21 protein-coding genes are annotated in these 24171 nt (G+C 72.0%); 12 read left to right on the top strand and 9 right to left on the bottom strand.

Features of this window, described 5'->3' with window-relative positions; all coding sequences use genetic code 11:
* The first annotated feature begins 14 nt into the window (after nucleotides 1-14).
* On the top strand, nucleotides 15-1298 hold the full coding sequence (locus Pen02_RS04750) for a bifunctional helix-turn-helix transcriptional regulator/GNAT family N-acetyltransferase (protein ID WP_239140062.1): 1284 nt from the start codon (nucleotides 15-17) through the stop codon (nucleotides 1296-1298).
* Between the two features lie 54 nt (nucleotides 1299-1352).
* Here the strand turns inward: Pen02_RS04750 and Pen02_RS04740 are convergent, their stop codons facing one another.
* A complete protein-coding gene (locus tag Pen02_RS04740) occupies nucleotides 1353-2612 on the bottom strand; it encodes an erythromycin esterase family protein (RefSeq protein ID WP_203864638.1) in 1260 nt (419 codons plus the stop codon).
* 75 nt (nucleotides 2613-2687) lie between these two features.
* Here Pen02_RS04740 and Pen02_RS04735 point away from each other — a divergent pair, with 75 nt between their 5' ends.
* Complete coding sequence (locus Pen02_RS04735) at nucleotides 2688-2879, top strand: DUF2795 domain-containing protein (RefSeq protein WP_203864637.1); 192 nt, start codon at nucleotides 2688-2690, stop codon at nucleotides 2877-2879.
* 158 nt (nucleotides 2880-3037) lie between these two features.
* On the opposite strand, the gene Pen02_RS04730 is transcribed toward Pen02_RS04735, so the two are convergent.
* Nucleotides 3038-3694: a response regulator gene (locus tag Pen02_RS04730; protein WP_203864636.1), complete on the bottom strand. Its 657-nt coding sequence runs from the start codon at nucleotides 3692-3694 to the stop codon at nucleotides 3038-3040.
* Nucleotides 3658-5592 carry a sensor histidine kinase gene (locus Pen02_RS04725; RefSeq protein ID WP_239140060.1) on the bottom strand — a complete coding sequence of 645 codons (1935 nt, stop codon included), beginning with the start codon at nucleotides 5590-5592 and terminating at the stop codon, nucleotides 3658-3660. The genes Pen02_RS04730 and Pen02_RS04725 overlap by 37 nt, the downstream gene beginning before the upstream one ends.
* A gap of 133 nt (nucleotides 5593-5725) precedes the next feature.
* On the opposite strand from Pen02_RS04725, the gene Pen02_RS04720 reads away from it, so the two are divergent.
* On the top strand, nucleotides 5726-6604 hold the full coding sequence (locus tag Pen02_RS04720; protein ID WP_203864635.1) for an ABC transporter ATP-binding protein: 879 nt from the start codon (nucleotides 5726-5728) through the stop codon (nucleotides 6602-6604).
* A complete protein-coding gene (locus tag Pen02_RS04715) occupies nucleotides 6589-8136 on the top strand; it encodes a hypothetical protein (RefSeq protein ID WP_203864634.1) in 1548 nt (515 codons plus the stop codon). Before Pen02_RS04720 ends, Pen02_RS04715 begins: the two co-directional genes overlap by 16 nt.
* A 211-nt stretch (nucleotides 8137-8347) precedes the next feature.
* Here Pen02_RS04715 and Pen02_RS04710 read toward each other — a convergent pair whose 3' ends face one another.
* Together Pen02_RS04710 and Pen02_RS42445 are read right to left on the bottom strand one after the other, a co-directional pair.
* Nucleotides 8348-9253, bottom strand: coding sequence for a Gfo/Idh/MocA family protein (locus Pen02_RS04710; protein WP_203864633.1), 906 nt, complete (start codon nucleotides 9251-9253; stop codon nucleotides 8348-8350).
* An 86-nt stretch (nucleotides 9254-9339) separates the two neighbouring features.
* Nucleotides 9340-10065 (bottom strand): hypothetical protein, encoded by a 726-nt coding sequence (locus Pen02_RS42445; RefSeq protein ID WP_203864632.1) that lies wholly within the window; start codon nucleotides 10063-10065, stop codon nucleotides 9340-9342.
* A 249-nt stretch (nucleotides 10066-10314) separates the two neighbouring features.
* On the opposite strand from Pen02_RS42445, the gene Pen02_RS04700 reads away from it, so the two are divergent.
* From Pen02_RS04700 to Pen02_RS04680, 5 genes are all read left to right on the top strand, one after another.
* A complete protein-coding gene (locus Pen02_RS04700) occupies nucleotides 10315-10569 on the top strand; it encodes a type II toxin-antitoxin system Phd/YefM family antitoxin (protein ID WP_203864631.1) in 255 nt (84 codons plus the stop codon).
* Nucleotides 10566-10940, top strand: a complete 375-nt coding sequence (locus tag Pen02_RS04695; protein ID WP_203864630.1) for a type II toxin-antitoxin system VapC family toxin — start codon at nucleotides 10566-10568, stop codon at nucleotides 10938-10940. Before Pen02_RS04700 ends, Pen02_RS04695 begins: the two co-directional genes overlap by 4 nt.
* A 467-nt stretch (nucleotides 10941-11407) precedes the next feature.
* Nucleotides 11408-11656: a GntR family transcriptional regulator gene (locus tag Pen02_RS04690; RefSeq protein WP_203864629.1), complete on the top strand. Its 249-nt coding sequence runs from the start codon at nucleotides 11408-11410 to the stop codon at nucleotides 11654-11656.
* Nucleotides 11657-11782: 126 nt separating this feature from the next.
* Nucleotides 11783-12148, top strand: a complete 366-nt coding sequence (locus Pen02_RS04685; protein ID WP_203864628.1) for a hypothetical protein — start codon at nucleotides 11783-11785, stop codon at nucleotides 12146-12148.
* A 79-nt stretch (nucleotides 12149-12227) separates the two neighbouring features.
* Nucleotides 12228-12611 (top strand): hypothetical protein, encoded by a 384-nt coding sequence (locus tag Pen02_RS04680; RefSeq protein ID WP_203864759.1) that lies wholly within the window; start codon nucleotides 12228-12230, stop codon nucleotides 12609-12611.
* Between the two features lie 10 nt (nucleotides 12612-12621).
* Here the strand turns inward: Pen02_RS04680 and Pen02_RS04675 are convergent, their stop codons facing one another.
* Complete coding sequence (locus Pen02_RS04675; protein ID WP_203864627.1) at nucleotides 12622-14277, bottom strand: alpha-amylase family protein; 1656 nt, start codon at nucleotides 14275-14277, stop codon at nucleotides 12622-12624.
* A 199-nt stretch (nucleotides 14278-14476) separates the two neighbouring features.
* Here Pen02_RS04675 and Pen02_RS04670 point away from each other — a divergent pair, with 199 nt between their 5' ends.
* Nucleotides 14477-15139 carry a DedA family protein gene (locus Pen02_RS04670; protein WP_203864626.1) on the top strand — a complete coding sequence of 221 codons (663 nt, stop codon included), beginning with the start codon at nucleotides 14477-14479 and terminating at the stop codon, nucleotides 15137-15139.
* Between the two features lie 28 nt (nucleotides 15140-15167).
* Here Pen02_RS04670 and Pen02_RS04665 read toward each other — a convergent pair whose 3' ends face one another.
* The gene (locus Pen02_RS04665) at nucleotides 15168-16562 is read right to left on the bottom strand and encodes a chitinase (RefSeq protein WP_203864625.1); all 1395 of its coding nucleotides are present in this window, start codon (nucleotides 16560-16562) and stop codon (nucleotides 15168-15170) included.
* Between the two features lie 218 nt (nucleotides 16563-16780).
* Complete coding sequence (locus Pen02_RS04660; protein WP_203864624.1) at nucleotides 16781-18217, bottom strand: carbohydrate-binding protein; 1437 nt, start codon at nucleotides 18215-18217, stop codon at nucleotides 16781-16783.
* Between the two features lie 394 nt (nucleotides 18218-18611).
* Here Pen02_RS04660 and Pen02_RS04655 point away from each other — a divergent pair, with 394 nt between their 5' ends.
* Nucleotides 18612-19772: a carboxylate-amine ligase gene (locus Pen02_RS04655; RefSeq protein WP_372445576.1), complete on the top strand. Its 1161-nt coding sequence runs from the start codon at nucleotides 18612-18614 to the stop codon at nucleotides 19770-19772.
* Nucleotides 19765-21135, top strand: a complete 1371-nt coding sequence (locus Pen02_RS04650) for an FAD-dependent oxidoreductase (RefSeq protein ID WP_203864623.1) — start codon at nucleotides 19765-19767, stop codon at nucleotides 21133-21135. The genes Pen02_RS04655 and Pen02_RS04650 overlap by 8 nt, the downstream gene beginning before the upstream one ends.
* Here Pen02_RS04650 and Pen02_RS04645 read toward each other — a convergent pair.
* A complete protein-coding gene (locus tag Pen02_RS04645; RefSeq protein ID WP_203864622.1) occupies nucleotides 21060-24056 on the bottom strand; it encodes an AfsR/SARP family transcriptional regulator in 2997 nt (998 codons plus the stop codon). The two genes, Pen02_RS04650 and Pen02_RS04645, sit on opposite strands and share 76 nt — an antisense overlap.
* Between the last annotated feature and the right edge of the window lie 115 nt (nucleotides 24057-24171).

Raw genomic sequence — 24171 nt, 5'->3', positions numbered from 1 at the left:
CTATAGTCAGAGAAATGACGGCTGCCAGCGACACGACGGAGATCACCGGGCAGGCCCGGTCGGTCCGTGACTTCAACCGCTACTACTCGCAGCGGATCGGCCTGCTCACCGACCGTTATCTCGGACAGGACCGCCCGCTCGGCGAGGCCCGGCTGCTCTACGAGATCGGCAGCGGCGCGGCGTCGGCTGGTGGCCGTAGCGGCGGAGTGTCGGTCCGGGACCTGCGTACCCGGCTCGGTTGGGACTCCGGCTATCTGAGCCGGTCCCTGCGTTCGCTGGAGGCGCAGGGGCTGGTCCAGCTTCGGCCGCACGAGACGGACGGCCGGGTCCGGGTCGCCGAGCTGACCGGGGCCGGCGCCGCCGAACTCGCCGAACTCGACCGGCGCTCCACCGCCGCCGCCGGGGAACTGCTGGCGCCGCTCACCCCCGCCCAGCGGGCCGAGCTGATCGCCGCGCAGCAGCGGACCCGCCGACTGCTGCGGCTGGCCGCCGTCACCGTCGAGGTCGTCGACGCCGACGGGACCGCCGCCCGGCAGGCCCTGACCGAGTACGCCACCGAGCTGTCGACCCGGTTCCCCGAGGGCTACGACCGCCGGGCGCTGGTGGATCCGGCCGAGGTCAGCGGTGCCGGCGGCGCTTTCCTGGTCGCGTACGAGCAGGGGCGGCCGATCGGCTGCGGCGGGATCCGGACCCTCGGTCCCGGCGTCGCCGAGCTGTGCCACCTGTGGGTGCACGCCGACGCGCGCGGGTCGGGGCTGGGCCGCCGGCTGCTCGGCGAGCTGGAACGGCAGGCGGTGGACCGAGGGCTGCACACCGTGCGGCTCGGCACCCACCGGGTACTCGCCGAGGCGGCGTCGCTCTACCGCTCCGCCGGCTACCAGGAGATCCCCCCGTACGGCGACAGCCCCTACAACCAGGTCTGCTTCGCGCGGGACGTCGCCGGGGACGTACCCGGGAAATCGCTGCCCTCGCTCGACGGTCGGCGGTTCCGGGCGGTCGGCGAGGTCGACGGCGGCGAGGTCGGCGCCGCCACCGTCTTCGACTACCGGGAGCGCGGCGGACAGATCTCCGCGACGTACACCGGGGGCGAGATCCGCACCGGGCACCTGCTCGGCACCCGGGACGGCGACACCCTCGACTTCCGCTACGTGCAGCTCAACCGCTCCGGCCAGACCTCCGGCGGGCACTGCGTCAGCCGGATCTCCGTGCTGCCGGACGGTCGGCTGCGGCTCGACGAGACCTGGTCCTGGGAGTCCCGCGAAGGTTCCGGCACCAGCGCGGTCGAGGAGGTCGGGTGATCGCCGGTTCCGGCACCGGCGCCGTCGATGAGGTCGGGTGATCGTTGTGCGCCGTCAGACCCCGGACGGGTACGTCTCCAGTTCGCCGGGTGCGGCCACCGCCGGCAGCGGGTGCAGCGCCGTGGTGTGGTCGCACCAGATGAAGGCGTCGTACCGGTCGCCGAGCCGGGTCGGCACGTAGTTGCCCCACGCCTCGAACGACGGGTCGTAGACCACCCCGATCGCCCGGTGGTCGGCCTCCTCGTCCAGCCAGTCCGGCCGGTCGCCGGGCGGCGGCACCACCAGCAGGGCGCGTTCGGGCAGCATGCGGTGCAGCCGCTCCTCCAGCGACCCGGCCCGGGCCACCGGCACGGTCATCACCTCGGCCGGCGCGCCCCAGCGGTTGGCGGCGACCACGCTGCCCTGGTAACTGCCGAAGCCGACCAGCACCACGTCGTCGGCGCCGTACCGCTCACGGGCGAGCTGGCCGACGTTGACCATCCCGTCCCTGGTCATGTCGGTGGCCCGGGCGTCCCCGACGTGCGTGTTGTGCGCCCAGACGATCGCCCGCGACCGGGGGCCGTACCGGTCCAGCAGTCGATCCAGGGTCTCGACCATGTGGGTGTCCCGGACGTTCCAGGACTGCGGTCCGCCGCCCACCATCGCCCGGTAGTACTTCTCCGCGCCGGCCACCACCGCCGCGTTCTGCCAGGCCGAGAAGGCGTCCGCGCCGTCGGCGGCGGCCCGTTCCCGGGTACGTGCCAGCAGCCGTACCACCTCGGCCTCGCAGCGGGCCGAGACGAACCGGCTGGCCAGCCCGTACTCCTCGATCCGGGTGCCGTACGGCTCGAAGCACCGGTACGCCTCCTGGGCGGCCTCCAGCGACGCCGGGTCCTCCTCGCCCAGGTAGTCCAGGATCGCCTGCATCGAGTCCCACAGGCTGTAGACGTCGAGCCCGTGGAAGCCGACCCGCCGTTCCGCCGGCCGGTCGGCGTTGCACGCCCGTAGCCACCGGCAGAACCGGGCCACCTCGGCGTTCGACCACATCCAGGTCGGCCACCGCTCGAACCGCTCCAGCGCGCGCTGCGGGTCGTCGTCGGCGTCCGGGGCGGCGACCACCGAGCGGTGCACCAGGTCGCAGTCCGGCCAGTCGCCCTCCACCGCCACGAAGGAGAACCCGCACTCGGCGATCAGTCGTCGGGTCACCTGCTCACGCAGCCGGTAGTAGTCGTACGTGCCGTGGCTCGCCTCGCCCAGCATCACGATCCGGGCCGAGCCGATCCGTTCCAGCAGCGGGTCGAAGTCGTCCGGGGCCCCGAGCCGGTGAACCTGCATGAGCGGCGGCTACCCCGGACACCACCCGGGTAAACCCGTGGTGTGGTTGGGGCAGGACTGGGTAATCGACCGGGTATGGGAGTGAACGCGATCCAGTTCCAGGAGTCGCTGGCCGGACTGGACTACCCGGTGTCAAAGGAGGACCTGGTCCGCTGGGCCCAGGAGACCGGCGTCGACACCCAGACCCTCAAACTGCTCCAGTCGCTGCCGGTCGAGCGGTTCCAGACCCCCGCCGAGATCGGCGACGCCATCATCGAACTCTCCTGAGCCGCCAGCCGGGCGCACGGCACACTCGCCGGAGCCGCCGGCCAGCTTCGGAGCCGCCGGCCAGGCGACCGGCACACGAGTCCGGCGTCAACCGCCGGCAGCGCCGCCCAGGTATGCCAAGCAGGAGCCCGACGTCTGCCAGGCAGGAGAGTCCGGCGTCAACCGCCGGCCGCGCCGTTCAGGTATGCCAGCACGGCCAGCACCCGGCGGTTGTCGTCGTCCGACGGTGCCAGGTCGAGTTTGCCGAAGATGCTGGCGGTGTGCTTGCCGACCGCGCTCTCGCTGAGGTAGAGCCGCTGCCCGATCGCACTGTTGGACCGCCCCTCGGCCATCAGCTCCAGCACCTCCCGCTCCCGGGGCGTCAGCCGGGCGATCGGCGCGTCCCGGCCGCTCCGGGCGAGCAGCTTGGCGATCACGTCCGGGTCCATCGCCATCCCGCCGCCGGCCACCCGGCGTACCGCGTCGACGAACTGTTCCGCGTTGAAGACCCGGTCCTTGAGCAGGTAGCCGACCCCACCGGTGCCGTCGGCGAGCAGTTCCCGGGCGTAGAGCTGCTCGACGTGCTGGGAGAGCACCAGCACCGGCAGGCCCGGTACCTCCCGACGGGCGGCCAGCGCGGCCTGGAGACCCTCGTCGGTCTGGGTCGGCGGCAGGCGTACGTCCACCACCGCCACGTCGGGGCGTAGCTCCAGTAACGCCGCCAGCAGCTCCGGACCGGTCTCCACCGCTGCCACCACGTCGAAGCCGTGCGCGGTCAGCATCCGGGACAGGCCGTCCCTCAGGAGATAGAGGTCCTCGGCGAGGACAACGCGCACGGTACCTCCAGGATCACTGTCGTCGGGCCGCCCGGCGGGCTGCTCAGGTCGACGACGCCGTCGAATGTACCGAGCCGCCGGGCGATGCCGCGCAGTCCGCTGCCCCGGGACCCGTCGGCGCCGCCCCGCCCGTCGTCGGCGACGACGATCCGCAGCCGGCCGTCGGCGTACCCGAGATCGACGGTGATCCGGGCGGCGCGGGCGTGCTTCACCGCGTTGGTCAGCAGTTCGCTCACCGCGAAGTAGACCGCCGACTCGATCGGCTGTTCCGCCCGGCCGGGCAGTTCGGCGGTGACCTCGGTCCGGACCGGCGTGTCCAGGGCGAGGGCCCGGACGGCGTCGACCAGACCGCGTTCGGCGAGTACCGGCGGGTGGATGCCCCGGACCAGGTCGCGCAGTTCGGTCAGCGCCTTGGCCGACGCCTGCCGCGCCTCGGCCAGCAGCGCCCGGGCGGCCTCCGGGTCCTTGTCCATCAGGTACTCGACGTTGCCGAGGTTGATCCCCATCGCGACCAGCCGGGCCTGGGCACCGTCGTGCAGGTCCCGTTCGATCCGGCGCAGTTCGGCGGCCTGGTTCTCGGTGGCGTCGGCCCGGGTCTCGGTGAGCCGCCGCACCCGCAGCGCCAGCTTCGCCTTGGCGGTCGGCGCGAGCAGCAGGGCGGTCCAGCCGCCGTTGCCGCGCAGCACCGCCGGGGCGGCCAGCAGGCCGAGCGCGGCCAGGGCCAGCCCGACCGGGATCGCCGCCGCGTCGACACCGGCGACCGAGGCGTACCAGTCGGTGCCGCCGGCCGGCTTCGCCCCGACCAGCATCCACAGCCTCGGCATCGCCAGGCCGAAGATGCCGTACCCGATCGCGGCCAGCGGGGCGGCCAGGGACAGCCCGCCGACGACCGGGTCGAGCAGCAGCCAGCCGAAGTCCCGCCAGCTCGCCGGATCCCGGACCAGCCAGCGCAGCCGCACGTTGTACGCCGCCCAGCGTTCCGTCTGGTAGAGGTTGTTGCCGACCTGGTAGCGGCCGTCCGGCCGGCGGTCCGGCAACCCGGGCCGGGGCAGGTACGGCGACTCGACTCCGACCCCGCTCCACCGCCCGGCCAGTTCCCGGCGCAGTTCCGGCAGCCAGCGCAGGTTCTGGATCAACGGTGGCAACACCACCACGATGCCCAGCCCGTACGCCAGCACCAGCGCGACGGCGGAGATCGCCGCCAGTGGCAGGGCGAGCAGGCTCAGGCCGAGCAGACAGAGCAGCCGGAGCAGCAGCAGGAGCTGGAAGCCGTACCAGACCCGGAGCCGGCCGGGCTGCCGCTGGGTCGGGCCCAGCCACCAGCGGGTCCACCGCACGTGCCGGGTACGCAGCCACGGTGCCACGGCCAGTCCGGCGACGGCGACGGCGAGCCCGGCCGGTACCGCCCACCAGTGCCGGTCGACGGCGCTGACCGCGTACCAGCCGCCGGCGCCGACGAGTGCGACGGGCAGCCCGCCGAGCAGCAGCCCGACCGCCGGGGTGAGGGTCATCCAGCCCAGGTCGCGGAAGGTGGCCGGATCACCGAGCAGCCAGTCCAGCAGCCGGAGGAACCGGGGCATCCAGGAGTGGCGGTAGAGCCGGTTGTGGTGCGGATAGCGGCCGTCCGCCTCCGGTTCGAGCGGCGCCGGCCGGGGCCGGTACGGCGACCCGAGCGGCGTTCCGGAGCCGGCTGCGGCCAGCCGCCGTACCAGGTCGGTCAGCGGCCGCCCGGCCAGGATCGGCAGCGGCACCAGGGGAAGTAGGCCGAGCCCGAACCCCGGTACGAAGAACGCCAGGTGGACCACCAGCAGCGCTGCCGCCCCGGGCACGCCCAGCCCGGCCAGCGCCATCCCGTGCAGGAGGGCGAGGCCGGCGCGGCGTACCGCTCTGGTCGTCATGCCGCCCAGTCTGGCCGGTACCGGCCGGCGGCGGCAGTACCGGAAGGCGCCGGGCAGGGGTGGGGTTAGCTACACCCCCACCCGGCATCCGGCCCCATTCCGGCCACCGCCGGCAATTTCTAGCGTTTGTGCCATGCACATCGACGCCCCACTCCCGGCCGACCGGGCAGCCCAGCCGTCGGACCGGGCCGCCGAGCCATCCGAGCGGGCAGCTAAGCCATCCGAGCGGCCCGCCCAGCCATCCGGGCAGGTCGCCGGGCCGGCCGCACTGCGGCTCACCGGGCTGACCAAGCGGTTCGGCGACACCACCGCCGCCGACTCCGTCGAGCTGACCGTGCCGGCCGGCTCGTTCTTCGGCCTGGTCGGCCCGAACGGTGCCGGCAAGACCACCAGCCTGTCGATGGCGGTCGGGCTGCTCCGCCCGGACGCGGGCCGCGCCGAGATCTTCGGCGTCGACGTCTGGCGGGACCCGGTCGAGGCGAAGCGCCAGGTCGGGGTACTTCCGGACGGGCTGGCCTTTCCGGAGCGGCTCACCGGCCGGGAACTGCTCGGCTACTTCGGGCGGCTGCGGGGGATGCCGGCCGAGGTGCTGACCGGGCGGATCGACGAACTGCTCCGGGTACTCGACCTCGAACGCGCCGAGCGGACCCTGGTGCTCGGCTACTCGGCCGGGATGCGCAAGAAGATCGGCCTGGCCACCGCGCTGCTGCACGCGCCCCGACTGCTGGTCCTGGACGAGCCGTTCGAGGCGGTCGACCCGGTGTCGGCGGCGACGATCCGGGCGATCCTGCGCCGGTTCGTCGCCGGTGGCGGCTCGGTGGTGCTCTCCAGTCACGTGATGGCGCTGGTCGAGCAGGTCTGCGACTCGGTCGGGGTGATGGACCGTGGCCGGGTGGTGGCGGCCGGCCCGCTGGCCGAGGTCCGGGGCGACCGGAGCCTGGAGGAGGCCTTCGTCGAGCTGGTCGGCGCACCCGCGCCGAGCGGGGAGGAGCTGTCGTGGTTGGCGTCCTGATCGACCTGCGGCTCACCCTGCTGCGCCGCTCGTTCACCGGAACCCAGGGTTACAACGTCGGGTTCGGCGCGCTCTGCGGGCTGGCCGGCGCGGTCGGCATGATCTGGCTCGCCACTCGGGGAACCCCGGCCCGGGCCGGGGACCTGCTCGCCCTCGCCCTGGCCGGCACGCTGGTCGGCTGGCTGGTCGGGCCGGCGCTCGGCGGCGGCGGAGACCTGGGCATCCGCCGGGACCACCTGACGCTGCTGCCGGTAGGCCGCCGCGACCTGGTGCTCGGCCTCTACGGCGCCGCGCTGACCGGGGTAGGCCCGGCGGTCACCCTGGTCTCCACAACGGCTCTTGTCGGGTACGGTGCCCGGCTCGGCGTGCTGTCCGCGCTGGTCGGGGTGCCGGCCGCGATCCTGCTGGTACTGCTGCTGGTGGCGCTCGCCCGACTGGTGGTGGCGACCCTCGGCGCGGTACTCGGCAGCCGGATCAGTGCCGCACTGGGCGCGCTGCCCTGGGCGGTGATCACCGCCGGGATGGCGCAGTGCTGGGTGGTCTTCGTGGCGCTGGGCGGCAGCGCCCGGCCGTTCGCCGACGGGCTGCCGGCCGTCGCCGCCCGGGTGCTGCGGATCCTGCCGTCCGGCTGGCCGGTCGTCGTGGTCGAGTCGGCGCACCGGGGCGACTGGGCGCTGGTCGCCGCCGCGCTGGTGGGACTCGCCGGGCTGACCGCGCTGGCCCTGCTCGCCTGGGCCCGGCTGCTGGACCGTCCCTCCGCTGCCCCGGTCTCCCGGGTCGCCCGCACCACGGCGTCCCGCCGTCCGGCCCGTACGCCGTTCGGGGCGGTACTCGGCAAGGAGCTGCGTACCTGGTCGCGGGACCTGGTCCGGATCCACTACCTCAGCTTCGCCGTGGTGTACGGGCTGGTCTTCGTGCTGCTGCCGCTGGTGATCCGGATCAGCGACCTGCTGCCGCTGGCCGGGCTGGTGGTGGCGATCATGCTGGTCTCCTGCTCGGCACATCTCTACAGCTCGGACGGGACCGCGCTGTGGATGACGCTGATGACGCCCGGGGTGGAACGCGCCGACGTACGCGCCCGGCAGGTCGCCTGGCTGCTCGTCGTCGCCCCGCTGGCGCTGGTACTCACCCTCGCCGGCCTGGTCGGCGCCGTGCACTGGTGGACCCTGCCGTGGGTGACCGGACTGCTGCCGGTGGTCCTCGGCGGCGGCTCCGGCCTGGTGGTCCTGGTCTCGGTGCTGGTGCCGGTCCGGATGGCGGACCCGCACCGCCGGGGCGGCAACCCGGGCGAGGACGGCGGCCCGGTCGGCGGACTGGTCTGGCTGATGCTCGGCCTGCTCGCGGTGGTCGCCGCGCCGACCGCCTGGCTGCTCTACCAGGGCACCCGGGCCGGCGACGAGGTGATGCTCTGGTCCGCCACCCCGGCCGGGGTGCTCAGCGGCCTGCTGCTGGCCTGGGCGTTGGGCTGGCTCGCCCACCGCCGGCTGGCGGCACGCGGCCCGGAACTGCTGGCCCGGGTCGGCACGGCCTGAGCCTCTCCCCTCAGACCGACCGCCGGGTCGGGCCGTCACGGGGCGGCCCGACCCGGCGCGTCCACCCGTTCTGAGTCTGCGTCTGCTCGTCCTGAGTCTGGCGTCCACCCGTTCTGAGTCTGCGTCACTCGTTCTGAGTTTCTTGCCTCGCCGGCAACCGGCAGCCGCCCGGGTCGTAGCCGAGCCGTGCCCGGCGGCCGGTTCCCGTGGATCAGGACGGCAGACTGACAGTGCGCCCCTGCTCGCGGGCGGTCTGTGCGGCGGCGAGCACGGCCACCACGTCCCGGCCGAACCGCACGTCGCTCTGCTGGTCGCGGGTGCCGCTGTCGACCTCGGTCCAGAGCTGCTCGACGGCCAGCCGGAACGCGTCGACCGGGGTACCGTCCCGCGCCGGCACCTCGGCGATGCCGTCCTCGCCGTGGAAGGCGAACTCGAAGGTGGTCGAGGCCGGCGGGGCGTCCAGGGCGAGCGACAGGGTGCTGGTCGCGGTGTCGCCGTGCGCCAGCGTCAGGTGCACGCTGTTCCGGGGTCCGGCCATCGCGGCGACCTGGGTCACCTGGCCGAGCACCGGCAGGAGCAGCGAGAGCGCGTGCGGGCCGACGTCCCAGAGCGCGCCGTGCTCGCGCCGCCAGGCCGATCCGCCGTACGGGTTGCCGGGTTGGAAGATCGACGAGTACATGACGCCCCGGGCGCCGTGCCAGCCACCGGTGGCCGCCGTGCTGGCCAGGAAGGTGGCGACAGTCGGCTCGAATCGGTTGGTGAAGAAGACGACGGAGGCGATCCCGCTCTGTGCGGCGGCCGACACCACCCGGTCGGCGTCCGGCAGGCTCAGCGCCAGCGGCTTGTCCAGCAGCAGGTGCCGACCGGCGTTGGCGGCCCGTACCGCCAGGTCCGCCTGCACGTCCGGCGGCAGCGCCACGGAGACCGTGTCCACGGCCTCGATCAGCGCGTCGGCGTCGGCGTAGGCCGGCACGCCGTACCGGTCGGCCAGCGCCTCGGCCTTGGCTGGATCCCGGCCCCAGACTCCGGCGAGCCGCGCCCGGGGATGCCCGGCGAGCGCGGCGGCGTGCACCTCCGCCGCCCATACACCGGTGCCGAACAGCCCGAACGTGAGCACCCGAATCCCCCTTCGTACCGCTTGAGCAGGGAATTCTTCCTAACACATCCATCCCGGACGAACCCGGCCGACCTGACGTCCCGCTCCTAACCGGCCCGCTTCCGGCGTCGCCTGGTACGACCGCGCCGCTGACTGAACCGCTGGACCGTGTGGTACGCCTCCCGCGCCTCGGCCACCGACCGGTTCGCCTCGGAGAGCAGTTCCCAGGCGGCGACCTCGGCGGCCCGGGCCTCCTGCTCCGCACGCCGGGTCAGCAGGGCGGCCCGGTCGTACGCCCGGCGCGCCTCCGCCAGGCACATCCGGGCGAGGTCGAGCGCCTGCTCCCGCTGCTCCTGCGCCGGATCCCAGGCCCCGCCGCGCCGGAACACCTCACGCAGTTGCGGCAGCGACAGATCTCCGCGCCGGTACGCCGCCAGCGCCGCCCGGGACACCGCCCGCTCCCGCTCCGGATCCGGGTCGGGCTCGGGTACCGGTGTGCTGGCCGCCGCCTGCCGGCCGGCGAGCACCACCTGCCAGGCCCGCTCGTACTCCCGCTCGGCCGCCTCCTGGTCCGCCCACGCCTCGTCCCGGTGCCGCTCCGCCTCGGCCACCGCCACCCGGGCCGCACCGGCGATCGCGGCGGCCCGACCGGCGTCGGTCTGGGTCGCCACCGCGTACGCCTCAAGCTCCTCGGCGGCGGCGCGCAGCCGCTCCAGGTTGGGGCGTGGAGTCCTCGGCCGGTCCGCCACCACCGCGAGTACGAGGAGGGAGAACAGCACCACCCCACCGGCGATCAGCAGCGCGGAGAGCGCGTCGATGCCGGACAGGTCCACGCGGCGGGGCTCCCGGTGAGGGTGGCGGTCGGGGGTGCCGCCAATCATAGAAGGTGCTGATATTCCCGCCATGATCGCCCACCCCTCGGCCGACATCCAGATCTTGACGACCTCTTGTCGTTGTAGGCGCCAGAAGTCGTCAAGATCTGACTCCGCCGCCGTACAGAGTGGCGGCAGCGCATGGTCGCGGACCTGTGGCAAGGTCTGGTCGGTCGGACTAGGGTGTTAGCTAACCGGGGAGGTGAAGCGATGTCGGCAGAGGCCGCGCACTACAACATGCACGATGCCAAGACCCACCTCTCGCGCATCATCGAGCGGGTGGAGCGCGGAGAAGAGATCATCATCGACCGCGCCGGAACGCCTGTGGCCAAGGTCGTGCCGCTGGTGCGTCGAGCCAACCGCACCGCGATCGGCTCCCTCGCCGGGCAGGTGGACCTGTCGGGTGACTGGGACTCGCCCCAGACCAACGCCCAGATCGCGGCTGATTTCGGTCTGGGCGAATGACCCTGCTGCTGGACACCCATGTCGCACTCTGGGCCATCACCGGCGACACGACCCTCGGCGAGGAGTTCCTCGACCGGCTGCGCCACGACCCGGACATCTTCCTGTCCCCGGTCAGCCTGTGGGAGATCACCATCAAACAGGCCGCCGGCAAGCTCGCCGGACCAGCCGATCTTGCCGAACGAGTACGGGACATGGGATTCCGTGAACTGGCTGTCACGCACACCCATGCAATCGCCGCCGGTCGTCTGCCATCACATCACCGCGACCCGTTCGACCGGATGCTTGTGGCACAAGCAAGCGTCGAAGGTCTGACGCTAGCCTCCCGGGACGCGTCGATCGCGCTGTACGACGTGGACCTCCTCAAGTTGTGACCGGCCCGCTCTGACGCCTGGTCACAGGTCCGATCGCCGCCAATCGCTGCGCAGCCGTTCGTAGGCGACCCTGGCCGCCCAGCAATAGCCGGTGTGGTCCGGCGGCCGGCCGCATGCTCGGCAGTTGCCGCCGTTGACAACGTGCCGCAGCAACACCGACCGCATCTCGGCGCGCTCCACGTCGGCGGGTATCGGAATCGGACCAGGATTCTTCGGTACGGGCTGAGGCGGATCGCCGTCGTGCAACATCGCACTCCACACCTGTCGCGTCCGGGCCTGTCCGGCGACCGCTCGCCAGGGAGGACGGGCGATCCGGCCGCACGGGCAGGCCAGGGGTCAACGTGCCACCCCCGCACCCAGTGCCACGAGCGACACGGCTCTAAGTCAGACCGTACTACGGTGTGCCATGGCAGTCCATGGTCTGCCCTGCTCTCACGCGGTGTTTCAACGTCTTCTACGGTCTGCCCATGATCGACCATGACAGCCCCGTGCCGGTCTACCGGCAACTGGTCGACATCCTGCGCGGCCAGATCGAGCGCGGCGAGTTGGCGCCGGACCGGCCGATTCCGTCGGTGGCTCAACTCGTCGGGACTTACGGCATCGCTCGCGGAACGGCGGTGAAGGCAGTGCAGGTGCTGGTCCGTGACGGACTGGCCTACACGGTCACCGGCAAGGGCACATACGTCCGCCGACGAGAAGCCACCAGCGAGACGTAGGGCCGCCACTGGGGAACCCTCCACGTCGCGCTACTACGGCGGTTAGTAGACTGCGGCGGTGAGTCGAGACCGGTTCCGCGCCGCCGTGCTGCCACGCTGCGCCGGCATCCGCCCCGGGGCCGGCCGATGAACGACTTCCTGGTCGCGTCCTCGATCGTGCTGTCGCTCGTACTCGCCGTCTGGAGCCTGGTGACGACGATGCGGAACCGGCCGCCGGACGTCTCCCACCTCGCCGGCCTGGCCGTGTTGGATCTGGTCCTGCTCGCGCTCGCCGCCACGGCCGTCGCCGCGTGGATCGGCGGCGAGCAGCCGGCCGAGGTCGGCACCTTCGCCGGTTACCTGGTCACCCTGGTCTGCCTGCCGCCGCTGGCCGGCGTGCTGGCCCGGATGGAGCCGACCCGCTGGGGCTCGGTGATCGTCACCGTCGTCTGCCTGGTGATCCCGGTGGTCGTGCTACGCCTGCAACAGACCTGGCAGCTTCCCGGTGGCTGAGCCGACGACCTCCGACCCGGCGCCCCCGGCCGGCCCCGACCCGGCGAGGTCGACAGGTCCCGGGCCGGCGCCCCGACGGGTGAACAGCGGTCCGGGGCGGGCGCTCGTGGCGGTCTACATCCTGTTCGCCATTGCGGCGACCTGCCGGGCCGGCGTACAGATCATCACCAAGTTCGACGAGGCGCCGGTGGCGTACCTGCTCTCCGCGCTCGCCGCCGTGATCTACATCGTGGCGACGGTCGGGCTGGCCCGGGGCGACCGGGCCGGACGACGTACGGCGCTGGTCTGCTGCACCGTGGAACTGGTCGGGGTGCTCGGCGTCGGGACGTTGAGCCTGCTCGACCCGGCGCTCTTCCCCGACGACACCGTCTGGTCGGACTTCGGCGGCGGCTACGGCTACATCCCGCTGGTACTGCCGGTGCTCGGCCTGCTCTGGCTGCGCCGCACCCGCCCCGACGCCTGACGGCAGGAACTCACTCGACCGCGTCGGAGCGGTGCAGCCGGATCCAGCGGTAGCCGTACCCGGCGATGTCGAGCGCGTCGAGCTTGCCGACCGGCGGATACTCGCGGTCGGCGAGTGCGTCGTTCGGCATGTCCGCCTCCGGGAAGAGCGCGCCGAGGTTGACCTTGGCCGGCCGGGTACCGAGGTTGTGCAGGAAGACCATGCAGCCGGTCGGGCCGTCGGCGCGGTGCGCCAGCACTCCCGGCGGCATCTCCTGGTCGACGTGCGTGCACGAGCCGGAGCCGACCTCGGGCGCCTCCCGCAGGGTACGGATCATCCGCTCGAACCAGGCCAGCAGCGACTTCGAGTCGTGCCGTTGCGCCGTCACGTTGACCTGCTCGTAGCCGTGCTCGCCACCGTCGATCACCGGCCGGATCAGCTTGTCGGCCGGCGCGGTGGAGAAGCCGGCATTCGGCTTCCCGGACCACTGCATCGGGGTACGGATCGACTCCCGCCCCGGCAGCGACAGGTCCTCGCCCATCCCGATCTCCTCGCCGTAGCGGAGCACCGGCGTGCCGCGCAACGAGAACTGGAGCGCGTACGCCAGCTCGATCCGGCGCCGGTCGTTGCCGAGCATCGGGGCGAGTCGGCGCCGGATGCCCCGATCGTAGATCCGCATGTTCTCGTCCGGGCCGAACTGCGCGTACACCTGGGCACGCTGCTCGGCGGTGAGCCGGGACAGGTCGATCTCGTCGTGGTTCCGCAGGAAGGTGGCCCACTGGGCGCCGGCCGGCAGTGCCGGGGTGTCCCGGAGCGCGTCGATGATCGGTTCCGGGTCCTGCCGGGCCAGTGCCAGCATCAGCCGGCCGTTCAGCATGAAGTCGAAGAGCATGTGCAGCCGGTTGGCGGAGCCGCCGCTGTCGCCGAAGTAGTCGACGAGCTGGGCCGGCTGCACGTTCGCCTCGGCCAGCAGCAGCGCGTCGGCCCGCCGCCACTGGACGTGCTGGCGCAGCTCGGTGAGGAACTCGAAGTCCTTGGGCGAGTCCGGGTTGCCGGGCTCGGTCAGCTCGATGATGAACGGCGCGGCGTCGATCCGGAACCCGGCCACCCCGAGCTGGAGCCAGAACGACATGATCTTCTTGATCTCGGCGCGTACCGCCGGGTTGCCGAAGTTGAGGTCCGGCTGGAACCGGTAGAACCGGTGGTAGAACCACGCCTTGGCGGTCCGGTCGTAGCTCCAGGTCTCGTCCTGCTCGCCCGGGAAGACCATGCCCTGGCGCCGGTCCGGCGGCGCCTCGTCGGCCCAGACGTACCAGTCGCGGTACGGCGAGTCCGGCGACGACCGGGCGGACTGGAACCACGGGTGCTGGTCCGAGGTGTGGTTCACCACCAAATCGATGATCACCCGGATTCCCCGGTTGGCGGCCTGGTGCAGCAGCTCGGCGAAGTCGCCGAGGGTGCCGAACCTCGGGTCGATGCCGTAGAAGTCGGTGGCGTCGTAGCCGTCGTCGCGGTTCGGCGACGGATGGATCGGGTGCAGCCAGAGGCAGGTCACGCCGAGCCGGGCCAGGTAGTCGAGGCGGCCGATCAGTCCCTTGATGTCGCCGACCCCGTCACCGTCCGAGTCGGCGTACGTGTCGATGTCGAGGCAGTAGACGACCGCCTCCGCGTACCACCGGTCCGTCATGCCCGAAGCTCTTTTCCGATCGGCCGCCATGGCAAACCGGGGCGGCTCAGATCGGCCGGCACGGCAGACCGGGGCGACGTGCCAAGTGCCGGGCCACCGGCACGGCCGGGTGTAACCGGGCTGATCACGGGGTACGGAGACCTCTTCACCCGGGCTTTCCCTGAGCCGACGAACGAGCCGACGAAGGAGTGGGTGCGCCGTGGCCCTCGCCCAGGACGTGGACCCGACGCAACTCGGCGGGCTGACCGGCTGGATAGCGGGCGTCATCGACGCGATGGGCGTACCCGGAGTGGGGTTGCTCGTCGCCCTGGAGAACATCATCCCGCCGGTGCCGAGCGAACTGGTACTGGCGATGGCCGGCTACCTGGCCGGCGAGGGCCGGATGAACGTGGTACTGGTGACGGTCTCCGCCACCGCCGGCTCGGTGCTCGGCGCGGTACTGCTTTACTGGCTCGGCGCCGCGCTCGGCGAGGACCGGTTGAAGCGCTGGCTGGACCGGATTCCACTGGTGGACACCCAAGACCTGGATCGGGCCGACCGCTGGTTCGAGCGGTACGGCTCCTGGGCGGTGCTCTTCGGCCGGATGATTCCGGTGGTCCGCAGCCTGGTCTCCGTTCCGGCCGGTGCCGACCGGATGCCGGTGGGCAGGTTCCTGGCCCTGACCACGCTGGGCAGCGGCGTCTGGAACGCGATCTTCGTCGGTCTCGGCTACGGGCTCGGGTCGCGGTGGCAGCAGATCGACAGGTACGCCGGCTACTTCGACTACGGGCTGCTGGCGGTCTTCGTTGCGATGATCGGACTCTGGGTGGTGAAGAAGCTGCGGCGGCGGTCGGGCCGGCGCCGGGCCGCCAGCACGCGCTGACGGCCCGACGTCGCCGGTGCCCGCCGAGTCAGGGCAACGTGTTCAGGTGCGGGCGTACCGTCCGGGCGAAGTTGTTGCCGTTGCTGACGTCCCAGTTGATCGACCAGGTCATCGCGCCCCGGATGCCCGGGTAGGTGCGCGGCGGCCGGAAGCTGCCGCAGCTCGTCCCCTTGGCGAGGCAGTCCAGCGCCTGGTTGACCAGGCTCGGCGCGACGATGCCGCCACCGGCCGCCCCGGGGCCGGCGGGCAGCCCGAGCGCCACCTGGTCGGGCCGGAGGCCGGCTTCCAGTTGCAGGCAGGCCAGCGCCGTCATGAAGTTGACGGTGCCCTGGGAGTACGCGAACGCCTGGTCGCAGCCGAGCATCGAGCCGGAGTTGTAGAACTGGGTGTGCACGACGGTGAGGATGTCCCGGATGTCCAACGCCAGCTTGAAGTACGACACCGAGGTCGACTGCATGTCGATGGTCTGCGGCGCCATCGTGATGATCAGATTCGAGCCCACCCGGTTGCGCAGTGACCGCAGCGCCTGCCCCATGTACGTCGGGTTGAGCCCGTTCTCCAGGTCGATGTCGACGCCGTCGAAGCCGTACTGCTGGATCAGGTTGTAGACGCTGTTGCTGAAGTTGGTGGCGGAGGCGGCGTCGTTCACGGCGACCCGGCCGGTCTCGCCGCCGACCGAGAGGATGACCTTCTTGCCCCGCGCCTTGACGGTACGCACGTCGGCGGTGAAGTCGGCGTTGGTGTAGCCGCCGACCGAGGCCGACAGTCCGGGGTCGATGCCGAAGGTGACCGCGCCGGGCGTACTGGTGGCCTCGGCGAAGGCGACCGCGATCAGGTCGTACTCGGCGGGCACGTCCCGGAGCCGCAACTCGACGGCGGCGTTGTCGAAGTTGTGCCAGTACCCGGTGAGGAAGTGCTTCGGCAGCCCGGAGGTGGGCGGGTTGGTCGGCGGCGGCGTGGTCGGCGGCTGGGTGGTGGGTGGCGTGGTCGGCGGGCGGGTGGTCGGCGGGTTGGTCGGGGTGCTGCCGCCGCCGCAGGCCGCGCCGTTGAGCGTGCAGTTGGCGGGGCTGCCGGAGCCGGTGGCGAGGAAGCCGAACGACACCGAGGCGCCGGGGGCGACGGTGCCGTTCCAGGACCGGTTGGTGAAGGTGTGCCGCTGGCCGGAGGAGGCCAGCAGGGCGTCCCAGTAGCTGCCCATCGTGGTGCCGGCGGGCAGGTCGAAGGCAACCGACCAGCCGTTGATGGTGCTGGTCCCGCCGTTGGTGATGGTGTACTTCCCCTCCCAGCCGGAGCCCCAGTCGGCGGTCTTCACGAAGGTCGCGGTCGGCCCGGCGGCGTACGCCGGCAGCGCTCCCCAGGCGACGCCGACGGTCGCCACCAGGCCGGCGACTACGGACAGGACAAGGCTTCTGCGGCGTCTCATGTGGTCCTCCACCGAGCGGTCGGGCATCCACAGCCATCGACTGTCCGCCAATTATTAGGAAGGTTAACTGTTTTACGCAAGAGGTGTGCGTGGATGCCTGTCCACTGCGGACCAGGCACCCACGCACACCCTGCGGGGCCGGCGTCTCCGGTGGGCCGAGGAGCCGGAGACGCCGGCCGGACCGGTCCCGACCGCCGAGGCGGGGGTCAGGGGTCAGTTCAGCGGCGGAAGGTGAACCAGTTCAGGTTGGCGAAGTCCGCCGGCTGCCCGCTACTGAAGGTCAAATAGACCGTGCGTACCCCGGTCACCGCCGAGACGTTGCCGGGGATCGACTGCCAGCTCTGCCAGCCGCCGGTGTTGCCGAGGGCGAAGCTGCCCAGCACCGGGCCGGTCGGACTGTCCACCCGGACCTGCACCAGGCCGCTCACCCCGCCGCCCGCACCCGAGGCGACCCGGGCGACGAAGTCCCGGGGCGGCGTCGAGCCGAAGTCGACCCGGTCGTACCGGGCCCAGTCGCCGTTGGCCAGCCAGCCGATGTTCTGGCCGCCCTCGCTGCACGCCTCGACCCCGACACCCTGCTGCCCGTTGAACGCCTCGCCCTGGATCGTCGAGTACGCGCTCACCGTGCCGCCCGGCGGTGGGGTGGTCGGCGGCGGGGTCGTCGGCGGGTTGGTCGGGTTGGTGCCACCGCCCCGGCTGTACACCGCGACGTAGTCGACCAGCATCGGCCGGCCGGAGACGGTCGACGCGGTCGGGGTGGTGCCGCCGGCCACGCCGTTCGGGAACGAGCCGCCCATCGCGACGTTGAGCAGCAGGAAGTAGCCGGCGTGGCTGGTCATCTGCGACCAGTACGAGCCGACCTGGGTCTGGGTGACGGTGTGGTAGTGCTGGCCGTCGACGTACCAGCGCAGTTGCTGGGGGCTGATCGAGGCGTCCCACTCGAACCGGTAGGTGTGGAATGCCGACTGGCAGGTCGAACCGGGGCAGGCGCGCTGGGCGCCGAGGCCGTTGAACTCGTTGCACGGCCCGCCCGGCGCGACGCCGCAGTGCAGTACGCCCCAGACCGAGTTGATCCCGTTGACGTTCTCCATCACGTCGAACTCGCCGATCCCGGGCCAGTTCTGGTAGTTCCCCCGGTACGGCGCGCCGAGCGCCCAGAACGCCGGCCAGTAGCCGGCCGCCGCCGCACCGGTGACGTTCGGCATCTGGATCCGGCCCTCGATCGCCAGCACTCCGCCAGAGGGCGGCTTGAAGTTGGTCCGGACCGTCTCGATCCGGGACGACGTCCACTGGCCGGAGGCGTTGCGGATCGGGGTGATCCGCAGGTTGCCGCCGCCGTCGTGGCTGACGTTGGCGGTGCTGTTGGTGTAGGTCTGGATCTCGCCGGTGCCCCAGTTCGGCGGGCCGCCGGGGTAGCTGGTGCCGGTGTCGATGATCCAGTTGGCCGACGACGGCAACGTGTTGGCCGCGCCGGTGAAGTCGTCGCCCCAGACCAGGCTCCAGCCGGAGGCCGGCGGTGGGATGGCGGCGCGGGCGGTCACGGTCAGCGTGGCGAAGACCGTGGCGAACAGGGTGGTCACGGCCACCAGCAGGGCGAGGCGGCGTCTGGTGGTCCGGCCGGCGAGATCCGGCCGGGCGATCCCGGTGGTGTTCATGTGCGGGCCTCTCTACAGGGGACGGGGAGCCGAGAGAGCGCTCTCTCAGTCGTTGTACGTCCCGGACCCCCGCATGTCAACACCTGTCGATGCGTCGCCGACGGAAGCCGTCGCCGTGGCCGGCGCGGCCGACCGCCCGGACCTCCCGTCCCCCGCTCCCCCGCTCCCCCGCGAACCGGATCCCACCCGACCTCTGGCTTCCCTCGAACCGGTCCCCCTCGAACCGATCCCACTCGGTCCCGCTCGACCTGCTCTCCCTCGAACCGGTTCCACTCGAAGGGCTGATGCCGCGATTGGTGTCCCGGGGGAGTTTCCCGACATCGCCACTGAGGGTAATGAGCTACCGGTCGCACCAGCGACGATGTTCCGATCGAACGACGGGCGGGTGGTGGTGATGGTTATGGTCGGCGGACTGGCCGCACCGGCGAGACCGGTGCCGGAGACCGGGCTGGACCTGCTGACGGTCGGAGTCGAGGAGGAGTTCCTGCTCGTCGACCCGGTGACCGGGGCGGCGGCGCCCGCGGTCGAGGCGGTGCTGGCCGAGGTACCGGACGAGCTGCGCGGACAGGTGCAGCACGAGTTCCAGACCAGCCAGATCGAGATCGGTACCCCGCCCGGCCTGGAACTGAGCGCCCTGCGGCACTCGCTCGGGCTGCTGCGTACCGGACTGGCCGGCGCGGCCGAGGCGGCCGGCGTACGCCTGGTCGCGGTCGGTACCGGCCTGGTCGACGGTCCGATGCCACCGCTGGTGGAGAACCCCCGGTTCCACCGGATGATCGAACGGTTCGGGCTGGTGGTCCCGTCACCGGGCGTCAACGGCATGCACGTGCACGTCGGGGTACCCGATCCGGAGATCGCGGTGCAGGTGCTCAACCACCTCCGCCCGGTCCTGCCGATCCTGCACGCCGCCACCACCAACTCGCCGTTCTACGCCGGCCGGGACACCGGGTACGCGAGTTGGCGGTCGGTGCTCTGGGAGCGCTGGCCGTCGGTCGCCCCGACCCCCTGGCTGGAGTCGCACGCGCACTACGAGAGCCTGGTCGACGACCTGATCGGCACCGGGATGATGCTCGACGAGGGCATGCTCTACTGGTACGCCCGGCTGTCGTCGAAGTATCCGACCGTGGAGATCCGGATCGGCGACGTCTGCCCCGGCGTGGACGACACCATCCTGGTCGCGGCGCTGGTCCGGGCCCTGGTCGACACCGCGTTGACCGACATCGCGGCCGGGCTGCCGGCGCCCCGGGTGCCGCACCACATGCTGATGGCGGCGCACTGGCGGGCGGCGCACGACGGTCTCGAAGGGATGGCGGTCGACCCGGTCGACGGTGGCCTGCGGCCCGCCTGGCACCTGATGCGGCGGCTCTTCAACCGGCTCCGGCCGGCCCTCGAACGGCACGGCGACCTGCCGCTGGTCACCTCGCTGCTGAGCCGGTTGCAGGCGCACGGCACCGGCGCCGCCCGGCAGCGGGCCGCGTACGCCCGGCGGCACGAGATCTCCGACGTACTCGACGACCTGGTCCGGCGTACCCGGGACAATGGCGGTCATGGTTGAGAAGTTGGTGGTGGTGGGCGGCGACGCGGCCGGGATGTCGGCCGCGTCGCAGGCCCGGCGCCGCCGGGACGCCGCCGACCTGGAGATCGTCGCCTTCGAGCGGGGCCACTTCACGTCGTACTCGGCGTGCGGCATCCCGTACTGGGTCGGCGGCCTGGTCGACGACGTGGACCAGCTCGTCAGCCGGGATCCGGCCACGTTCCGGGAGAAGTTCGACGTCGACGTACGACTCCGGCACGAGGTGGTCGGGATCGACCTGGACCGGCGCGAGGTGCTGGCCCGGGACCTGGACAACGGCGGGCGCGAGGTCCGGGAGAGCTTCGACCAGCTCGTGTACGCCGCCGGCGCCGTACCGGTCACCCCGGAGTGGGCCCGCACCGACGCGGCCGGGGTGTTCGGGGTGCAGACCCTCGACGACGGTGCCGCGCTGATCGACTGGCTGGACGGCGATCCGGCGCCCCGCAACGCGGTGGTGGTCGGCGGCGGCTACATCGGCGTCGAGATGGCCGAGGCGATGATCCAGCGCGGCCTCTCGGTCACCCTGGTCGAGCGGAGCCCGGAACCGATGTCGACCGTCGACCCGGACATGGGCGCCCTGGTCCGCGAGGCGCTCTGCGGCCTCGGTCTGGACGTGCGCAGCGGGGTCACCGTCACCGGGCTGGAGACCCGGGACGGCCGGGTCAGCGCCGTGGTCACCGAGGACGGCACCCTGCCGGCCGACATCGTGGTGCTGGGTCTCGGGGTACGCCCCAACACCGCGCTCGCCGCCGAGGCGGGGTTGCCGATCGGCCCCTCCGGCGCGATCCGGGTCGACCTGCGGATGCGGGTGGTGGACACCCCCGGGGTCTGGGCGGCCGGCGACTGCGTCGAGTCGGTGCACCGGGTCTCCGGCCAGCCCGTCTTCGTACCGCTCGGCACGCACGCCAACAAGCAGGGCCGGGTCGCCGGGATCAACATCGGCGGCGGGTACGCCACCTTCGCCGGGGTGGTCGGCACCGCCGTGACCAAGGTCTGCGACCTGGAGGTGGGCCGTACCGGCCTGCGCGAGGACGAGGCGGCGGCGGCCGGCTTCGAGTTCGTGGCCGTACGCGTCGAGTCGACGAACCGGGCAGGCTACTACCCGGGGGCGAAGCCGATGACGGTCAAGTTGATCGTCGAGCGGCGCAGCGGGCGGCTGCTCGGTGCCCAGATCGTCGGCCGGTCCGAGGCGGCGAAGCGGATCGACGTGCTGGCCGTGGCGCTGTGGAACCGGATGACGGTGGACGAGATGGCCGGCCTCGACCTCGGCTACGCGCCGCCGTACGCCCCGGTCTGGGATCCGGTGCTGGTCGCGGCCCGCAAGGCGATCGACGCGATCCGCTGACCCGACTGCCGGGGCGCGACCAGGTTCTCGATCGCCAGCAACCGGTCGAGTACCGGATCCACGTCGGGACCGGTGAGGTCGCCGAGGATCCCGAGCGCCTCCAGACAGTGGTCGTACGCCGCCGCCAGGTCGCCCTCGGCGGCGAGCACGTCGGCCAGTACCGCGAGCCCAGCCGCCCGGCGCAGCGAATCGGCGAGCCCGTCGCTGAGCGAGATCGCCTCCAGGGCGTGCGTCGTCGCCTCGTCGTACCGGCCGAGCAGCCGCTCGGCGTCGGCGTAGGTGACCAGGGTGTCACAGCGGGCGGCGTCGTCCTTGGCCCGGACCTGGATCTCCAGGGCCCGCCGGCTGTGTCGGAGGGCGCACTTCGGATCTCCGGTCGCCAGGCGCAGCGCCCCGAGCCTCCCGTGTACCGCCCCCTGGCCGCGCAGCGACCCGATCCGCTCCCGGATCGTCAGCGCCTCCTGGTAGCAGTCGGCGGCCCGCGCGTACCGGCGTAGCTGTTGATGGGCGTCGCCCAGCCGGTGCAGGTTCGCGGCCTGGCCCTCCAGGCTTCCGCTCGCCCGGCACGTCTCCAGCGCCCGGGCGAAGATCCGGGTCGCCTTGCGGGCCTCGCCGGCCTTGAGATACACGTTCGCCAGGTTGTGCGAGCAGACGGCCGCCGCCTCGACCTTGCCGGTCCGCTCGGCCAGCCGCAGCGCGGCCTCGAACCCACTAGCCGCCCGGTGGTAGTCGTGCAGCGCGAAGTAGGTCGCACCGAGATTGTTCAACGTGCCGATCTGCCCGATCTGGTGACCGTCGGCCTCCGCGGCGGGAAGCGCGATCCGGTGCACCGCCAACACGTCGTCCTGGCGCCCGTACCGTCCGAAGACCTCGTGCAGCGCGCCGGGAAGCTGCCACGCGTGCCGGTGGAACGCGTTGTCGGCGGCGGCTCGGACCACGGCGGCCAGGTTCGACCGCTCCGCCTCGCACCAGCGCAGGGCCTCCTCGTCGTCGCCGAACCGGAGTGGCTCAACCGCCCCGGGCGGCGGAAGGTCCGGGACCGGTGGGCGCTGTGGAGCGAGCCGGCGGGCGGCGTTGACCGCCGACAGCAGATACCAGTCGAGCAGCCGCCGCAGCGCGACCCGGCGGGCTTCGGCCGGTTCCTCGTGCTCGGCGCGCTTCGTCGCGTACATCCGGAGCAGGTCGTGCAGCCGGTACCGGCGTGCGGTGTCGTGGTTGATCAGGTGCCGCTTGGCGAGCGCGTCGAGCAGGCGTTCCGCCTGCCGGGCATCCGCGCCGAGCAGCGCCGCCGCGCCCGGGGCGCTGACGTTCCGCCCCGGGTACAGACCGAGCAGCCGGAACAGGCGTCCGGCTTCCGGGTCGAGTTCCCGGTAGGACCAGGCGAAGACGGTACTGAGCGTGGTGCCTTCCTCGTCGTCGTCGACGGACTCCAGCAGCCGGCCCCGCAACTCGTCCACGAGTTCCGCGATGCTCACCCGGGAGCGCACCGTGATGTGTTCACCCATGATGCGCAGCGCCAGCGGCAGTCCGTCGGAGAGTTGCGCCAGGGTCTCCACCGGCCCGGGCTCGTGCGCCATACGCACCCTCCCGATCACCTGGCCGAGCAGCGAACGCCGCTCGTCGTCCGGCAGCGGCGGAATGGTGACACTGCGGATTCCCTGCCGGATCGTGAGGCTCTTCAGCCGGTTGCGGCTGGTTATCAGGGTCACGCAGTTCTCTGCGGTGGGCAGCAGTGGGCGTACCTGGTCGGAGTTGAGCGCGTTGTCCAGCACGATCAGGATCCGCCGGCCGTCGAGTATCTGGTTGAAGCGCTCCCGGCGCTGCTCGCCCCTTGCCGGGATCCGGTCGGTGGGAACGCCCAGGGCGAGCAGGAATCTCGCCAGTGCGTCTTCCGGGTGCACGGGTGGCATCGGCCCGTAGCCGTCGGCGTTGAGGTAGAGCTGGCCGTCCGGGAAGCGGTCACGCTGCCGGTGCGCCCAGTGCATCGCCAGGGTGGTCTTGCCTATCCCAGGCATGCCGTCGATGACGACGACCCGCCCGCCTGACGCCACCGTCGCGTCCAGTTCCGCCAGGACACCGTGTTGTCCGGTGAAATCGGCTATGTCGGGGGGCAACTGTTGCGGAATTCGGAACGACGCACGTCCGTCGCCGGCCGGGTCGGAGAACGGATGCGCCCAGGCACCGACCGCCGTCGACCGTCGCCGCAACGGCGGTAGGTCGATCGTGGGTTCGGCACGCATTCTGCGCCGGTACCGGTTCCGGAATTCGATCGAGAAGCGCCGGGCGTCGTCCTCGCGTCCACTCGCGTAGAGGGCGGTGATCCAATGTCTGGCAAGCGTCTGATCAACATCGTTGGTCAACAGCAGTGGCTCGATCCGCTCGATCACCGCCTCGTGCCGCCCAATTCGGATCTCACTCTCGGAGAGAAGCTTGTGCGCGGCGAGCAGCCCCTCTTTCATGGCTCGGCGGATGTGTTCGGAGCGGGCTCCGCGAAGATCGGCGAGTGGTTCGTCGCGCCACAGCTCCATCGCCTTGTACAGCAACGCGGCCGACCGCTCGTGGCCCTCTTCCTCGGCGGCCGTGCGGGCGCCGTCGACTAACCGCCGAAAGCGGTGGTAATCGATCAGCGCGGGGTCGACGTCGAGTCGGTACGCCTCGACGCTCTGCATCCGGACGAGCGCGTCGGGCAGGCCGGCCGTCTTCAACGCCGCCCGGTTGCGGCTGATCAGCGCGTGCAGGTTCGCCCGACAGGCGGCACGGGAGCGGTTGCCCCACAGGTGGTCGACGACGTCGTCGACCCGTACCGGCCGCCCCGCATGGTAAAGGAGTACGCCGAGCAGTCCGCGTTGTTTGGCCGCCCCCAGCGGGACCGGTTGCCCGTCGACGACGAGCGCCGTGGGGCCGAGGATGACAAACTCCACCGGCGTCGTCCCTCCGTCGGTCCGACCTACCCTTTCCCAGTCTGTTCTCGGGTTCTCCCGGCACCAAGCCCCGGTTCCCATCGTCAAACTTCCGACATACCACTATGTGGGCGCT

The sequence above is a fragment of the Plantactinospora endophytica genome (assembly GCF_016862915.1).
Lineage (GTDB): Bacteria > Actinomycetota > Actinomycetes > Mycobacteriales > Micromonosporaceae > Plantactinospora > Plantactinospora endophytica.
This window is presented reverse-complemented; position numbering and strand designations above follow the sequence as displayed.

What these genes read in the sequence shown, in the direction of transcription:
- Pen02_RS04750 (WP_239140062.1), top strand. Translation starts at nt 15, where the DNA reads ATGACGGCTGCCAGCGACACGACGGAGATCACCGGGCAGGCCCGGTCG.
- Pen02_RS04740 (WP_203864638.1), bottom strand. Translation starts at nt 2,612, where the DNA reads ATGCAGGTTCACCGGCTCGGGGCCCCGGACGACTTCGACCCGCTGCTG.
- Pen02_RS04735 (WP_203864637.1), top strand. Translation starts at nt 2,688, where the DNA reads ATGGGAGTGAACGCGATCCAGTTCCAGGAGTCGCTGGCCGGACTGGAC.
- Pen02_RS04725 (WP_239140060.1), bottom strand. Translation starts at nt 5,592, where the DNA reads ATGACGACCAGAGCGGTACGCCGCGCCGGCCTCGCCCTCCTGCACGGG.
- Pen02_RS04720 (WP_203864635.1), top strand. Translation starts at nt 5,726, where the DNA reads ATGCACATCGACGCCCCACTCCCGGCCGACCGGGCAGCCCAGCCGTCG.
- Pen02_RS04700 (WP_203864631.1), top strand. Translation starts at nt 10,315, where the DNA reads ATGTCGGCAGAGGCCGCGCACTACAACATGCACGATGCCAAGACCCAC.
- Pen02_RS04695 (WP_203864630.1), top strand. Translation starts at nt 10,566, where the DNA reads ATGACCCTGCTGCTGGACACCCATGTCGCACTCTGGGCCATCACCGGC.
- Pen02_RS04690 (WP_203864629.1), top strand. Translation starts at nt 11,408, where the DNA reads ATGATCGACCATGACAGCCCCGTGCCGGTCTACCGGCAACTGGTCGAC.
- Pen02_RS04685 (WP_203864628.1), top strand. Translation starts at nt 11,783, where the DNA reads ATGAACGACTTCCTGGTCGCGTCCTCGATCGTGCTGTCGCTCGTACTC.
- Pen02_RS04675 (WP_203864627.1), bottom strand. Translation starts at nt 14,277, where the DNA reads ATGACGGACCGGTGGTACGCGGAGGCGGTCGTCTACTGCCTCGACATC.
- Pen02_RS04665 (WP_203864625.1), bottom strand. Translation starts at nt 16,562, where the DNA reads ATGAGACGCCGCAGAAGCCTTGTCCTGTCCGTAGTCGCCGGCCTGGTG.
- Pen02_RS04660 (WP_203864624.1), bottom strand. Translation starts at nt 18,217, where the DNA reads ATGAACACCACCGGGATCGCCCGGCCGGATCTCGCCGGCCGGACCACC.
- Pen02_RS04655 (WP_372445576.1), top strand. Translation starts at nt 18,612, where the DNA reads ATGGTTATGGTCGGCGGACTGGCCGCACCGGCGAGACCGGTGCCGGAG.
- Pen02_RS04650 (WP_203864623.1), top strand. Translation starts at nt 19,765, where the DNA reads ATGGTTGAGAAGTTGGTGGTGGTGGGCGGCGACGCGGCCGGGATGTCG.